The following is a 15,021-nucleotide window of genomic DNA, read 5'->3' on the forward strand; positions in this document are numbered from 1 at the left end:
GGAAATATATATGCAAATTTTACTTGCCAATCCTAGAGGTTTCTGTGCTGGTGTCGACAGGGCCATTGAAATCGTTGAACGGGCCATAGACGCCTTTGGAGCCCCTGTTTATGTCCGGCACGAGGTTGTCCACAATCGCTATGTAGTAGAAAACCTGCGCCGCCGGGGTGCGATCTTTATTGAAGATCTGGCCGATGTCCCTGAAGGCGCAACGTTGATTTTCAGTGCCCACGGTGTTTCCAAAAAAGTACAAGAAGAAGCCAAAGGTCGCAATCTTAAAGTATTCGATGCTACCTGTCCTTTGGTGACCAAAGTGCATATCGAAGTCCATCGCCACGCCAAGGCCGGCCATGAAATAATTTTCATCGGTCACGCCGGCCACCCTGAGGTGGAAGGCACCATGGGGCAATATCAAACCGATAATCCTAACGGCGGCATCTACTTGGTGGAAAAACCGGAAGATGTGGACAAGCTTCAAGTTCATGATGAAAACAACTTGGCTTATGTCACCCAAACCACGCTTTCTATGGATGATACCCAGGCTATTGTCGACGCTTTAAAACGGCGTTTTCCCAATATCATGGGGCCAAAGAAGGAAGACATTTGTTATGCCACCCAAAACAGGCAGGATGCGGTCAAAAAGCTGGCCCGAAACTGCGATGTCATGCTAGTGGTGGGTTCCCCCAATAGCTCCAATTCCAACCGCCTGCGGGAAATTGCCGAAAAACTGGGTAAATCAGCCTATCTTCTGGATGACGCCAGCCAGTTACAAAAGGATTGGCTGGAAAACGCCAAAACCGTCGGTGTGACAGCGGGCGCTTCAGCCCCGGAAATTTTGGTGCAACAGGTCATTGCCAAGCTTCGCGAGTGGGGCGGTCAGATGGTAGAAGAAACCCCAGGCGTGGAAGAAAAGGTGGTCTTCTCGGTGCCCAAAGGGCTGCAAAAAACTGCTTGAACGATTTGAATTTCACCGCAGAGTCACAGAGGGCGCAGAAATTTTTAAAAACAAAGTGATTTTTTGGGATGGTCCGTGATTTCGGTTCCCTACGGTATAGACTATGGGTTTAAACCACACTATTATAAAAATCTCTGCGACTCTACGGTGAATGACTCTTCCCTACGGACTTGCCAACTTTCCACTTCCGCGCCTTCCAACTTGCGGCGCAGCCAACGCATGAAATATCCGCGGGGCATTTCCCGGCCAGTGACTAAATAGAACAACATATAGATATTATTGAGACTGGCATCCAACAAGCGAAATGCCAACTCCGTCCCACACAACAGCAATTGATCCCTTTCCTCTAAAATAACGTTATCGTCAGGTAAAAAAATCAATTTCTGTCCTTTTCTCAGAACGAATGGGACGATGGGCAAACGACTTGTCCGGTCACGGGGATCGCGCAGAATATCGCCGAGTTTAATTTCCGCGCCCTGCCCCCAAGCAGTCGCCAGCGCCGAAACATTCTCAGGCACGAGATTGAGGGTAAATAAATGGGGTTTGGCTTTCCCAAAAACTGCCTTCAAGCGCTGGAACAATGTCTCCATGAATTGAGGATTGTCCTGATAGGTTTGAAGCAAAAACAGAAAGAATGGACGCAGCAAAGGCGCTTGCAGCATGAATAAAATTCTACGCGCGGTCACCAGGGAAGGCTGCATGATAATATCGGCATTGGCGGCGCTAAAGGCAATTTCGTTATGGTGACGGTTTTGCCGCACTATCATGAAAATATCAGGATGCAGGCCTCTGGCATTGATCAAAATGCTCAAATTGTGGCCATCATCATCATTGGCCGCCACAATCCCTACCGCCCGGTCTATCCCCGCTGCTTTTAAGGTTTTGGCAGTCGCGCGGCCGCGGATATATATTTCTATGTCCTCTTCCGGCGGATGAGGGTCAATAATGGCAGTAGAAATTCCAATGCTGCTTAATATCTTGTATAACTCTTTGCCCATCCGCCCATATCCGCAGATGATCCAGTGTCCTTCTGATTTAGGGGGCAAATGCAATCTCTTTTCCAAAGAAACCCCCTTGGCCCGGGACAGCCACTCATTGAGCACATAGAGCCAGGGATTGCCAATCGCCGCCCCCAATCCCTTGGCAAACACCTTGAAGGGATCGACGAAATGGGTGTCTTTTCCCAAGGTTGCCAAGGTTTCTTCATGGAATGCGGAAGCGGACATGGCGATAATACGAACATCTGGATTCAACAACCGAGAAACCGCCGCAATTTTTAAATTGACTTCCTCGTCATGGGTCAAGGCTATCACCCCCATGCACAAGGGAGATTCCACCCCCGCTTCAATCAAAAACCTCGGTACACTGGCGTCGCAGCAAAGCCCAGGCATGGGGACGGTATAATCGCGAAGTTGCAACGCCTTGATCCGGTTTTCATCTTTATCAAGAACCACCGCGGGAATCCCAGCATCGCTCAAACCGCGGGCCAACAGGCTACCAGTATCCCCAAAGCCACAGAGGATATAATATTTACCAGGCAAACGATTCACTGCCCGGGTAAATCGCATTTCATCTACCGCCAATTGGAAAAAACGATTCTGTAGCAACCGTATAATGGCGCCAATGGCGTACAACCAGACAATGACCGTGACAAACAGACAAATAATGGCCCAGATCCTTTGGGCATCGCTGAATTCTTCCGGTATTTCCCCAAAGCCTGTGGTGGTGGCGGTGTACATGACAAAATAAAAAGCATGGAAAAGGCTCATGGGCTGGCCGGTCTTTCCTGGCACCAGCGCCATGCCAATAATTGCCAGGGCGTAGACGCAAATCAACACCAACAAAGGCGTGCGCATTTCACGCAGGATGATATAGGTGACCGGATTGCTTTGGGGGACAGTTGGCACAGTCTAACGCCTCAGCATCAAGGTCTCGGCAACTACCATAATGACGGAAACGATATTGGCCACCAGAGCGCCGCCACTCAAGGAAACGATGCTCGCGGTCACATCCGGCGTCAGCCCGGTTTTCGTCACATGAACCACTACGGTCCAATAAATGGAAGCGGCAATCAGTTCCATGTCAGCCACCAAGCTGGTGGAAAGCAAAATGGCGCCGATCTGGGTGCGATCCCCCAATTTGAGACCTGTGGCAATCAGGTTCACAACCACTAAAATGAACAATTCAAAAACATTGTGGTATTGCGGGTTGTCTAATTCCCCCAGGAAAAAACCAAAATTCAGCGTCAGCGCCAATACGATAAAAAAGCCGAAAATGACCTTCTCAAGATTCATGCACCACCTCGACAAACAAAAATCCACTCACAACCGGCCCCGATATTCTGGCATTATTACTTCAACTTTGTCACATTCATCACCATGAACGAACCGTTAGCAAAAATGCGTCTCGACAAATGGCTTTGGGCCGCCCGCTTTTTCAAGACCCGGGCCATGGCGACAGAAGCCATCAAAGGCGGCAAGGTCCACGTGGATGGGCAGCGCGTCAAACCCAGCAAGGAAATCGCGCCCGGCAGCCGAATTGAAATCACCAAGGAACCTTACAGTTGGGAAATCACCGTCGTCGCCCTCAACACCCAACGCCGCCCCGCCAAGGAAGCCGCGTTATTATATGAAGAAAGCCCGGAAAGTCATGCCCGAAGACAGGAGGAAGTCGCCCGCCGGCGAGCGGAAAAAAGCGCCATGGACCACCCACAACGGCGGCCAGACAAAAAACAACGGCGCCAAATCCACCGCTTCAAACGGATTGTGGATTAATGGTTTCTGTCTTTACCTCCCTAACGCCTGAGCGTGACGTTTATTCAGTCTCCCGTCTCAACCGGGAAGTGAAATGGTTGTTGGCTGACAGCTTCCCCAAATTGTGGGTGGAAGGGGAAATCTCCAACCTGTCCCGTCCCGCATCCGGCCATCTTTACTTTACCTTGAAGGATTCAAAGGCCCAGGTGCGCTGCGCCATGTTCCGGCGCCAACAATCGCAATTGGATATTACCCCGGAAAACGGCATGCAGGTGCAAGTGCTGGCCCAGGTCAGCCTCTACGAAATCCGAGGCGATTTCCAGTTGCAGGTTGAGGTTATGGAAGAAGCCGGCGCTGGCGCCCTTCGGCGCGCCTTTCAAGCCCTCAAAAAAAAGCTGGCAAAGGAAGGGCTGTTTGATTCCGAACGCAAACTTCCCATCCCCCCCTGGCCGGAAAAAATCGGCATCATCACCTCCCCCACCGGCGCCGCCATCCGCGATGTCTTAACCGTCCTCCAGCGCCGATTTCCTGGTCTCGAAGTCATTATTTACCCCTGTTCGGTTCAAGGCGAAGGCGCCAAACAGGAAATCAGCGCCGCGATTAAAATCGCCAACCAGCGCCGCGAGTGCGATGTTCTATTGTTGGTGCGTGGCGGTGGTTCCCTGGAAGACCTTTGGCCCTTTAACGAAGAACAAGTCGCCCGGGCGGTTCATGCCAGCCAAATCCCTATCGTCACTGGCATTGGCCATGAAATTGACTTCACCATCGCCGACTTTACCGCCGACTGCCGCGCCCCTACCCCATCTGCCGCGGCGGAAACCGTCAGTCCCGATAGCCAGGCGCTGGCGCAACAGTTGGCGGCATTGGAAAAACGCCTGATTCAGCTACAACAGCAACGCTTGAAACAAGTCCGGCAACAATACCGTTGGCTGCTTACCCGCTTGAATCAAACCCATCCCGCCAGACGTCTGCTAGACTGGATGCAAAGGCTGGATGAACTGGAAATAAGATTGCGTCAATCTATCCACACGTTGTTAACCACGCGCGGGCAGCGGCTCGACCTTCATTGGGCCAAATTGCTAGGGCACCATCCAAGCCGGCGTATCCATATCGAAAATAACCGCTTGCAGCAATCCACCCATCGTTTAAAAGACTCATTGAGCCGGCACCTGCAATTGAAACACGCCCGCCTGGCGGAACTTGGCCGGGCTTTGGACGCGGTCAGCCCGCTGGCCACCCTTTCCAGGGGTTATGCCATTGTCACTGACCCCAAAACAGGCCACGTCATTACCCAAGCATCGCAAACCAGGGAAGGGAAAAAGGTTCACACCCGTCTGGCCCAGGGTAGTTTATTATGTGAAGTCAAAGAGGTAATTGAGAATGACTAAATGCTCCATGAAGCCCTATTATTTGCTGGCATTATCGCTATTCTTCTTCACTGCCAAGCTCCACGCCCAACCCTTGCCGGTTCACAGCCCCGTTCCCGGCGGGGTGGCAATCTTGAATCTGGGCGATGGCAGCCTGGAAAAACCTGTGGTTACTTTCAACGACAGGCCGGTTTTAGTGCTAAAAAATGAAGGACAATGGACTGCTCTGGTGGGTATACCGCTTAAAACCAAGCCGGGTCAGTATAAAGTCAATGTCCGCCGGAGCGGAGAAAAACGTACCCTTGAACTTACTGTCTCCGCCAAGGAATATCCGGCCCAATACATCAAGCTGCCCAAGGGGAAAGAGCGTTACGTCAGTCCTCCACCGGAGGACCTGGCCAGAATCAAGCGGGAACGGAAAATTCTCGGCAAAATCCTCAGCCAATGGCGCCCAACCGATCAAGTGGATACGGATTTCCATCTCCCCGTTCACGGCCGCATAGGCAGTCCTTTCGGCCTGCGCCGCTTTTTCAACGACCAACCCCGCAATCCCCATAGCGGTTTGGACTTGGTAGCGCCAGCGGGAACTCCCATTAAAGCCCCCGCTGACGGCATTGTCATCGATCGTGGCGACTTCTTTTTCACTGGCAATGCGGTTTTCCTGGACCACGGCCAAGGTCTCATCAGCGGCTATTTCCATATGCAAGACATCGCTGTCAAGCCAGGACAAAAAGTCAAACGCGGCGACATTCTTGGCACGGTGGGCGCCACGGGCAGAGTCACTGGCCCCCATCTACATATGAATGTTTATCTCAACCGTACCAAGGTGGACCCAGAATTATTTCTGCGGCGGTATTTACAGGCCAAAAAATAAGGCACAGACTCATTGCCGATGCAGTTTCAACCGCACTGGCCCAGCATCAATTTCCTGCGCACTCTCCGGTTTTTCAGATAGTACTGGCACTGGACTGAAAATCGAGGCATTCTCTTCTCCTTCCACTGCCAGAATTCCCCACGCTCCCCGGTCGATGCGACTTAGGGCGTGATCCACTAGGACGTAATTGCCAGGTACGTCGAGATGCAATTCCACCACGCTAGCACCACCGGCAGGAATCAGCGTGGTCTGGACGTTGCGCGCCACCGGCAATGTGGCGGCCTCAGGCCACACCTTACTGAAAATTTCACCAATGACGTGGAAGGAGGAAATCCGAGACACCCCACCGTTCCCCAGATAAATCCGGATCTTCTCACCGACCCTGGCCTTCAGTGGATGATCCACCAGCGCCTTGACCCTGCCATTAAAGATTATGTATTCAGGCCGCTCGTCAAACATTTTTTGGCCGTCGAAAGGCTGGAAACCCTTGGCACCAATGGTTCCCTTGGTGTAAAGCTCCCCCTGCATCACATAAAACTCCCGGTCCATCGGTTCCAGCCCTTGTTTCGGTTCCACCAAGATCATCCCGTACATGCCATTGGCGATGTGCGTCGGTGCATTGCCAGCAGCGCAGTGATAAACGTAGAGACCAGGATTGAGCGCCTTGAATTGAAAGGCTTTGGTTTCTCCCGGCTTGACCTTGGTCAAGACGGCTCCACCACCAGGACCGGTCACCGCATGCAGATCAATGTTATGCTCGTGGCTGCTGGTCCTGTCATTGTGCAGGGTTAGCTTGACTGTATCCCCCACCCGCACCCGGATAAAAGGGCCGGGGACGGTGTCATTGTAAGTCCAATAATGAAACCGAATACCCGGAGCGATTTCTGAAATGACTTCCCGTGCCACCAGATTGACTTCGACGGTCTTGGGGGGGCGCGGTTGAATTGGTGGTGGCAGATCATCAGGGCGCTTGGCGATGTCCAACACCTTTTTGTAATCCTCGGGATGAATGGTTTTATGCAAATGAAAACTATCGCCGGGACCAAAGGTCGTCACACCTTCGCTCTTGTGAGCTTCTTCTTTCATCTCATGGCCAGTACCTGCCAATAACAAACTATTCGCAGAAACCGTGAGAATAGCCCCTGCCAGAACCGCCGCTGCTTGCCTCTTCAAACTTTGTTTGTTCATTGTTGTTCTCCTCTTTGTAGCCGCTTTTCAACATACCACTTATGGAGAAAAAATTGCAGATCAAACAATCCAGGATTGATTTGGATCAAATAAAAAAGGCGGCGCCGGGACGGCGCCGCCATACGGAGGTCTTTCGGCAAACCTATCAATCGTCGAAGCTTTTCGCCAAGCTGTGACAGAGATCGCAAGAGACGATGTCGCCCGCTTTCAAAGTCGCTTTGACCCTGCCTTTGCGGTCTTTCAACACACGATCCACCGGCGTTTTCGCCAACCGGGTGCCACGGTGATCAGCGCCGTGACAGGCGGCACAAGGATCGCCGTTTTTGCGTTTTTCGGCAAAATCGTCGTGTTTCCTGATCCAATCGGGATCGTTGACCGGGTGCATGCCGTGAGGACCATCCAAGGTGCCCTTGGGGAAGCTGCCAGGTTCGTGGCAAGTAGTACACTCGGTAATGGTGCCCCGGTGACCCTGCAATTGCATTGCCGTCACATTGTCGTTGGCGTCAGGATTGCGGTTGGGCCAGATGGCGTGGGGACTGCCGTGGCAGCTTTCGCAACCCAGACCGGCATGATTGTCATGGCTCTCGCGGTACAAAGTACCGTTGTTTTCCGCGAAGCGCATGGTCTTCGGCGTCAGCGGCGTGGCAGCCGGATCGTTAGGATCATAGGCGATGGTTCCCACCGGATCGCTGCCCACACCGGTGTGGCAAGCACCGCATTTGGGTTCATCCGCCCACGGCTCCCTGGGCAGGCCGTTTTTCATGGGGAACTCGCCGCCCACGGCCAACAGGTCGCCATGGCAGTCGTCACACTTGCGCCCAGCGGTAAACATGGCGCCTCGGAAACATTGAGTGATCTTGCCCGGATGACATAGAAAGCAGTTTTGCTCCATGCTCACTTTAGGACCGAAGGGAATCAACGGCTTCGTACCTGCCCGGTTCTGTGGATTAATCAGCATGGGTTCGCCGTTGGCGTCGCGCATCAATTTACCATTGTCATCAATTTGCAGGCGGCCATGAAAACCGTGCATGACCCGGGACATATTGTCCAGGCCATTCACCCCTTGCGGCCCGCCCACGGTGGCCAAGGCATTGGAGCGGTGACAACTGGCGCATAACACCGGATTGTCATCGGCCAGGAAATTGGTGCCGTGTTTAAAGTCGTGCAAGGCCAGAATATTTTTCTTCGCCGCCACTTCCACGTCCACCCGGTCGGCGCTGGCCGGGGCCACGAAATTGGGCGCCCCCGCTACTCCTTGGCGGGCAGCCGGATCGGCACCCACCTTACCCAAGGTATGGCAGTCGCGGCAATCGACTTCGGTGGAAACCGGCACGACCACATCCGTCGTCGCCAAGACATTGTCAGTGCCTTTTTCCACCATTTGCACCCGCATCAATGGATAGGAATTGAAACGGCCCTTATCATCCACCGGAGTCATGGGAATGCCCTGGGCGGTGAACCAGCCTTTGTTGGTCAAGTACATGCCAAATAGCTGGGGTTCGTTGGCCACATAAGGGTCAAGCAGACCTGGCATATACCGGCCATGGTCGGGGTTGTCCAGGGTTTGCAAGCCTTCATCCGGCATTGGATTGAGCCCTGGAAACAGCTGAGATACCACCGATCCCTTGCCATTCAGATCGTCCCAGAAGTCGGTCTTGCTGATTTGCGCCTGGTCCGCGCTCGCTCCCACCGGGAAGTTCTGGCTGGTGGAGTTGATGGAATCCGGCCCAACCGGATCGTTGGGGTTGGAAGCCGCCGAATATCGCAGTTCAACGCTGCTGTCATCTAGAACCTTCGGACGGTTGGCACCGGTGGTGCCTTTTTCAATAGCGTGGGCGTTAACCGTGTTGAACAGCGGCAAGATGCTGAAGGGATAGGAGCGCAAATCGCCGCAATGCATTCCCAGATCGTTAAAAGGTAATACCGTGTGTTTACCGTCTCCGGCGACAGGATCGCCGGGCGCGGGTTGCTGAGGCACCATGGAAGCGTTGCCACCACCACCGGTGCCGCCACTGCCACCGCCATCGCCGACGATTACCGTCACTGTGCTGTCACAGCGGGCGCCCTTGTCATCGGTGACATAGAAATGCACCAGAAAAGTTCCAACCTTGACATCGAAAAACAACGGCCCGGGATCAGCCACCAACGGCCGGCTATCGGTACCGCCATTGGTTTCCCATTCGTAGGTTAAAGGGCCGCCTTCCGGATCGCTGGCGGTGCCTTTAAAATCGACAGCATCACCCAATTGAATAGAGACTGAATTGGTATTTGGTTTCAGAATCGAACAAACCGGGGGCTGATTGGATCCAGGCGGCGGTTTAATGCCGCTGCAATCGCCTGGGGCATTCCTCACCTTTTCCACTTGGCTATAGTTATCCGCCACCACCCGGACACGGCAAGGAATTGGGTTTGGATGGGCAACCAAGAATTTGAAATACCCTGCCTTTTTGCGTACGTTGGTGTCGGAAAGCAGCTGGTTGGTTATGTCGTCATAGAGCTCGAATTTTTCCGGCCGATCGCCTCGATAAGTGCCTTTGACAAACAGCCGGTCCTTGCTTTTTTGGAACTCGGCTTCCTGGATACTCAACTGAAATGGCACCGGGGGCGGCGTTTGTTGGCCACCACAATCGGAGGGGGCATGTTCCACCTTGCGCCGGGCTTTGAGTTCGCCTATCTGTACTTCCACTTCACAGGGAACTTCGCTGCCTTGCAGCCCGCCCACTTTCAATTTGAGCGAATCATCCTCGCTGGCGCGGCGTTTGAGTAATTGATGGCTCGCAGCATCATAGAGTAGCGCCTGGTAGCGGCCTAATCCTTTGACTTTAATCTTGACTTCCAGGCGTTGTTTTTCTTGTTTGTATTTGGCCTCTTTAATACGAAGTGATGCGTTGTGTTTGTTTTTATCCTCGTCCTCGTCATCTTCATCAGCCCATGCCGGCATTGCCAACAGGGTCGCCAATGCGAGAATCGTCAGGAGCTTCTGCCATAGCTTCCATGGCATGGGAGGGGGTAAATCCAGTTTAGCTGTGCTCATTTCTCTTCCTCTTGTTTTCTTTTCCGGTTTCCCTAGGCAAATACTGCCACTAGCCTATAAAGCAAGATACATACCACCCCCTTCTTCGCCAAAGGTTTCCCGGGGAAACGAAAAAAATCCCAAGCCCAATGTGTCTCCATCCAACGACAGCAAATCCCGTGATGCTATTGAATAGCCCGGATTTACGGGAAAGTTAACCGTCGCTGAATGACGACCAGGAAACTGCATTGGCAATTTAAGAATATGCCAATGTCCTTTATGGGCAACGTCTCCCACTGTTTTTAAGCAAAACCGACACTTAGGAATTTACATGGAAAAATCAGCTATTCCACCTAATTTGGCTGTTAGTCACTAAATTGTCTTTCAAAACTTACCTTTCACGGCGTGAGCTTGCATAACACACTGGTGCAAAGTATGAAAAACACCGGAAAGGGGTGTGGCATGATAAATGCTTATCATGCTTAGGAGGGATTCGAAATGGGTCATGGATGACTCACTTCAAACTCAGATTCCTTAGGGCTGCCTGTCATCTTCCATGGAAGGCTACCCCAAATTTTAAGGAAGAAAGGTCAATGCTTGACAGGCAGCCCTAAAGGCTCTGCTGCCATAAAAACCCAAAAACGTATCAGAAGGAAGGCTAGATATCGTCAGTTAGTTAATTGATAATTCAGGAAAAATCCAATTTTCACCACCATAAAACACGATAAGGAGCATTTTTAATGATAAAAACAATGGCAATCAGTGTTTTACTTTTTTTCAACATTCAATCCGTTTTCGCCGCGTTGATAGACAAAGGCAATGGCCTGCTTTATGAAGACGTTCTGAATGTGACATTTATCGCTGACCCACAAGGACTTGACAGGAGCAATATTCTTTCATTCGTTCGTCACGCGGGGGATGGAAAGGCATTCCTGTCTGTGCCAACGGGCGGTCCAAATGAACAAGGCGCGGCCCAATTTGTGGCCACCCTCAACTACAAGGGCATCACCGGATGGCGCCTGCCGCATGCTTCAGGCGCCGGCTTTCGTCTTGGGTTTCCAGATCCAAACATTTCCGATGCCGATTTGAAAAAATCTGAATTGGCTTATGTATATTACAGGGATTTTGGCAACCCGCCAGCCGCAATACCCTCACCGACGACTCCCGGCCAGAATGTACCCAACCCCGCGTATGATTTCAATAACTTGCGCACAGGCCCGTTCATATCTTTGCAAAAGGGCTATTACTGGATGGATGCGGCCTTCGATACTACCACCAACCCCGCTGTCTCGGTGGATGTTAACAGTAATGCCGTCACCGGCATAAATGTGCAGGATTGGGTATTCAATTTTGGGCAAGGCAGCCAGAGCAACTTTTTCGTCAACCGGGGCAACAACTTCAGCGGATTTGGCAATGCCCTCGAGAGGGCTTATATCCTGCCCGTCCATGATGGGGATGTCGCGGCGCAATTGAGCGCTGTCCCACTCCCTCCGGCGGTTTTTTTACTTTTTTCCGGAATCGCAATGGCCGTCCCTGCCCTTGGGAAACACCATAAAATCCGCTGACCTCAACCCTTGCCTACCCCTCTGAAGCTTATTCAGAAGGGGTAGCTTCTCTCCCCAAACCTGTCCCCATTGAAAACACACAAAGACGACGGCATATGGCTACCGCCTAAAACTTGACCGAGTTCACAAAATTGAAAGAAATTTTCCTAGATCCAGGGCAGGAAACAAAGATTGTCTCTGGGTGATTCTGTGGCGCTGTCCTTTTTTGCCAACATGGTTTGCGATGTTTCCGTCCCTATAACCCAATTTATACAAGTATTAACTTGGGATCTCAGTAAGTGAGAAACCGAATCTTTGCTTCAAAACAACATTAATTCCATAGCTTGTGAAGCTGTTTTGAGGGCAATTGCCCCTCTTGAATTCCCCCTGTTTCTTCCTATGCTCAATCCATGGATGGCAGATTGATTTTCCAACGAAGGTATTAGTTTTCCTTGGGTTCTGCCACGGGGTTTTTTCCTGTAATTAGCCCTAGAACTTACGCAAGTTTTTTAGGTTCAAATAGTAAAAAGGCGTCCAAAATTTAGGACGCGAGGTGGTTGGCAATGAGCGTATTCTTTGCTCTATTCATGTTGTTTTGTTTATCCGGGACAGTCATTGCGCAAGCCCCCTTAGAGGATACCGAATGCCGGTATTGTTTAACGTCAAAATCAAGCCGATATGCCGGGTTGGGCAAGTTCGACTCTTATCTGAAGCGGCAGGAAAGCGCGGAGCAAACCCGGAAAAAAAACTTGAACCTTCTGGGTCGGATCCTGGGGGCGGGTAACTTTCTGGAAAACAAACAGTGGATATTGTCTTACGACTTCAATAAGAAATTGAAGCTGCGGGATAATAAGCTGTTGTTTCGCTTCTTCGATAACAAAGTGGGCGGCGCGCTCAAACTTTCTCCCTCTAAAATACAGCTCAAGTTCCAAACTCAAGAGAATCAAGCGATCAAGCTGGACGCAAAGCGGCGTAAGATCTTCATCCGCTTTCAGATCGATTTTTGAGCGTTTTGTGGCAACACAATTTCAAGCATTTTGCCCATTATTATCCCTTATCGCCCTCTTCCATATGGGATACGATGGGACAGCAAGCACTATCGGACTGACATTGGTTCAAAAGACTATCCAATTCCGACCGCAACACAGCAAGCTCGTGCATACGGTTGTCAATTTCACTTAACTTTTGACGAACCAACCGCTGTATTTCTCCCTTGGCCTGAAGTGGTTCCGTTCGTAGTTTGAGCAGTTCAGCAATTTCCGCCAAGGTAAAATCCATCTTCTTGGCCCGTTGAATAAAACGAAAACGGACTAAATCGTCCTGATCGTACCGCCGCCTGCCGCCTGAATCCCGGGAAACCGGGGGGAGCAAACCGATTTTTTCATAGTAACGCAAAGTGTCAACGGTGACTCCCAATAGAGCAGCGACTTGACCGATAGGATACCCTTTGCTCATCCTTTTTTTGCCATTTCTGAATTCTCTGATTGCCATGATCGACCACAAACACTTCGCCTGAAGCAGCCACGGCCACCGCCATGGCGCGGTCGAATTGACCCGGGGCTTGTCCATATTCGCCAAAAGCGGTGAGGAACCGGCCGCCAGCGGTAAATTTTTGCACCCGGTGGTTATAAAAATCCGCCACGTAAACACAACCATCGCTATCCAAGGTGACACCAGTCACAGTGGCGAACCAACCCGGGAAGGGCCCGAAAATATTGACAGCAAAAGGACCGCCCCATTTCCTTCGAAAGGCTCCTTCTGCTGAAAACACTTGGATCCTGTCATTGTAACCGTCTGCGACAAACAATGTGCCGTCCCGCGCCACCGCCACAGCGGTGGGATAATTAAACTGTCCAGCCCAGATGCCGATCTTGCCGGTTTTCCCCCATTGGCGGACGAACTCTCCATCTTGATGCAACCGCTGGATCCGCTGATTGTAGAAATCAGCCACATATATGTCCCCATCCGGTCCTACAGCGACCCCCGCTGGAGAATCGAACTCACCAGCGCCCTGCCCCGACCGGCCAATTGCCCGTTGAAGTTTTCCATCAACGCCAAACAACCAGAGCTTGTCATGCCAGAAATCGGCGACATACAAAACCCCGTTTTGGTAGGCTAGATTCATTGGCCGCCCCAAAATGCCCTGGCCAAAAGCACGTTTGAAGCGGCCTTCAAAATCGAACACCTGAATTCTTCCATTGCGGGAATCGCTGACGAAAACCTCATTGCCGGATAGCGCGATACCGGTGGGATCTTGAAACAAAGCGGGGCCCTTGCCCGCCCCTCCCCAAGCAAGGACGAAGCGATATCCTGGTTCTTTGGGGGAAGGCATCCAGATCAGCCAGGCCAATAAAAGCCCAATCGAGAAAATGACCAGCCATGCCCGTCCCATACGCATCCATCCGCCCATGTCACCCCCCCTATCAAAATGCAATGCGAAAACCGGTCCGGACAATCCAATCTTGTTCCAGGGCCTGGCCATTTAAGTTCTGCAACACTGGCAGTTGGACCACGCCTTCCAGCACCCAGCGGCGTGTCACATATTGAAAGCCGGGGGTGATAAACCAGCGCCAGCCACCGGAATCAGGCTCCCTGTGGCCTGAAATTTTGTTTTTCCATTGGTGGCTGGCGTTGGTTTCCAGTACGCCGTATAGAAATCCGGGCAACCCGCCTTTCAATTGCCGGGGCCACAATCTATATTGCCAAGAGGCGTCCAAACTAACCCTATCGCCCGCTTTAAAATGATTCGCTTTGCTATTGAAGCGGTAACTCAATTGTGCGTCGATCTGATAAGCCAAGGTCTGGCGCGAGATGACAACGCCGGCCGTGCCATCCCAAGAGCCGGAACCTGGTTGCAGATCAGGCGGGAGACGGCCCTGGCTGTCGCGCGCATCCTCTTGACCGGTTGGCGCTTCAACCCCCAAAAAGGGCGCGATGCGGAAGGTGCCGCCCGGACGATCACGTTGATACAAGGTGTAACGGCTGAAAAGGAGCAGATCGCCGATACCGCCCGCGGACCGCCGTTCCCTGCCGGTACTAGTGTCCCGCGAAAGGGTCTTTTCCCCCACCACCGGAAGAACGCCGAACACCGTCCAGCGGGGAGAGACGCCGTAACCTAGCACCGACACGGAAGCCCAGCCACTCACTTTTCTCTTGACAGGCCCCGGATCGTTCGCCGCCCGGTTGACCACGAACAACTGCCGGAAAACGAATTCTCCTTGCGCCACCGGCAAAGCGGTATTGAATGTTACCGGGGCCGCACCAAGCCCTTCGCCAAATAGGCACAGGACAATTCCATAAAGAACCCGCCAAAAAAGTGCGAGGCAG

The 15,021-nt window shown here is 52.1% G+C and carries 13 protein-coding genes; 6 read left to right on the plus strand and 7 right to left on the minus strand.

The window, feature by feature from the left end; genetic code table 11:
* Positions 1-10 precede the first annotated feature (10 nt).
* The gene (ispH, locus tag AXA67_04055) at positions 11-955 is read left to right on the plus strand and encodes a 4-hydroxy-3-methylbut-2-enyl diphosphate reductase (protein KXJ41816.1); all 945 of its coding nucleotides are present in this window, start codon (positions 11-13) and stop codon (positions 953-955) included.
* Between the two features lie 122 nt (positions 956-1,077).
* On the opposite strand, the gene AXA67_04060 is transcribed toward ispH, so the two are convergent.
* The gene (locus tag AXA67_04060) at positions 1,078-2,862 is read right to left on the minus strand and encodes a hypothetical protein (protein ID KXJ41775.1); all 1,785 of its coding nucleotides are present in this window, start codon (positions 2,860-2,862) and stop codon (positions 1,078-1,080) included.
* A gap of 3 nt (positions 2,863-2,865) precedes the next feature.
* Positions 2,866-3,249: a hypothetical protein gene (locus tag AXA67_04065; protein KXJ41776.1), complete on the minus strand. Its 384-nt coding sequence runs from the start codon at positions 3,247-3,249 to the stop codon at positions 2,866-2,868.
* Positions 3,250-3,333: 84 nt separating this feature from the next.
* Between AXA67_04065 and AXA67_04070 the strand changes: the two genes are divergently transcribed.
* From AXA67_04070 to AXA67_04080, 3 genes are read left to right on the plus strand one after another with little or no spacing between them, the layout of a single operon-like run.
* A complete protein-coding gene (locus AXA67_04070; GenBank protein ID KXJ41777.1) occupies positions 3,334-3,729 on the plus strand; it encodes an RNA-binding protein in 396 nt (131 codons plus the stop codon).
* Positions 3,729-5,096 (plus strand): exodeoxyribonuclease VII large subunit, encoded by a 1,368-nt coding sequence (locus AXA67_04075; protein KXJ41778.1) that lies wholly within the window; start codon positions 3,729-3,731, stop codon positions 5,094-5,096. Before AXA67_04070 ends, AXA67_04075 begins: the two co-directional genes overlap by 1 nt.
* Positions 5,097-5,103: 7 nt before the next feature.
* Positions 5,104-5,949, plus strand: coding sequence for a hypothetical protein (locus AXA67_04080; protein KXJ41817.1), 846 nt, complete (start codon positions 5,104-5,106; stop codon positions 5,947-5,949).
* A gap of 9 nt (positions 5,950-5,958) precedes the next feature.
* On the opposite strand, the gene AXA67_04085 is transcribed toward AXA67_04080, so the two are convergent.
* Positions 5,959-7,137 (minus strand): hypothetical protein, encoded by a 1,179-nt coding sequence (locus tag AXA67_04085; protein KXJ41779.1) that lies wholly within the window; start codon positions 7,135-7,137, stop codon positions 5,959-5,961.
* Between the two features lie 145 nt (positions 7,138-7,282).
* Positions 7,283-10,171, minus strand: coding sequence for a hypothetical protein (locus AXA67_04090; protein KXJ41780.1), 2,889 nt, complete (start codon positions 10,169-10,171; stop codon positions 7,283-7,285).
* Between the two features lie 719 nt (positions 10,172-10,890).
* Here AXA67_04090 and AXA67_04095 point away from each other — a divergent pair.
* Complete coding sequence (locus AXA67_04095; protein KXJ41781.1) at positions 10,891-11,715, plus strand: hypothetical protein; 825 nt, start codon at positions 10,891-10,893, stop codon at positions 11,713-11,715.
* 542 nt (positions 11,716-12,257) lie between these two features.
* Positions 12,258-12,701, plus strand: coding sequence for a hypothetical protein (locus tag AXA67_04100; protein ID KXJ41782.1), 444 nt, complete (start codon positions 12,258-12,260; stop codon positions 12,699-12,701).
* Positions 12,702-12,741: 40 nt separating this feature from the next.
* Here AXA67_04100 and AXA67_04105 read toward each other — a convergent pair whose 3' ends face one another.
* Genes AXA67_04105 through AXA67_04115 form a run of 3 tightly spaced genes read right to left on the minus strand, consistent with a single transcriptional unit; the run spans position 12,742 to position 14,987 of the window.
* Positions 12,742-13,149: a hypothetical protein gene (locus tag AXA67_04105; GenBank protein ID KXJ41783.1), complete on the minus strand. Its 408-nt coding sequence runs from the start codon at positions 13,147-13,149 to the stop codon at positions 12,742-12,744.
* On the minus strand, positions 13,094-14,092 hold the full coding sequence (locus tag AXA67_04110; protein ID KXJ41818.1) for a hypothetical protein: 999 nt from the start codon (positions 14,090-14,092) through the stop codon (positions 13,094-13,096). The genes AXA67_04105 and AXA67_04110 overlap by 56 nt, the downstream gene beginning before the upstream one ends.
* 25 nt (positions 14,093-14,117) lie before the next feature.
* Positions 14,118-14,987 carry a hypothetical protein gene (locus tag AXA67_04115; protein KXJ41819.1) on the minus strand — a complete coding sequence of 290 codons (870 nt, stop codon included), beginning with the start codon at positions 14,985-14,987 and terminating at the stop codon, positions 14,118-14,120.
* Positions 14,988-15,021 lie beyond the last annotated feature (34 nt).

The organism is Methylothermaceae bacteria B42 (genome assembly GCA_001566965.1).
Taxonomy (GTDB): Bacteria; Pseudomonadota; Gammaproteobacteria; order Methylococcales; family Methylothermaceae; genus Methylohalobius.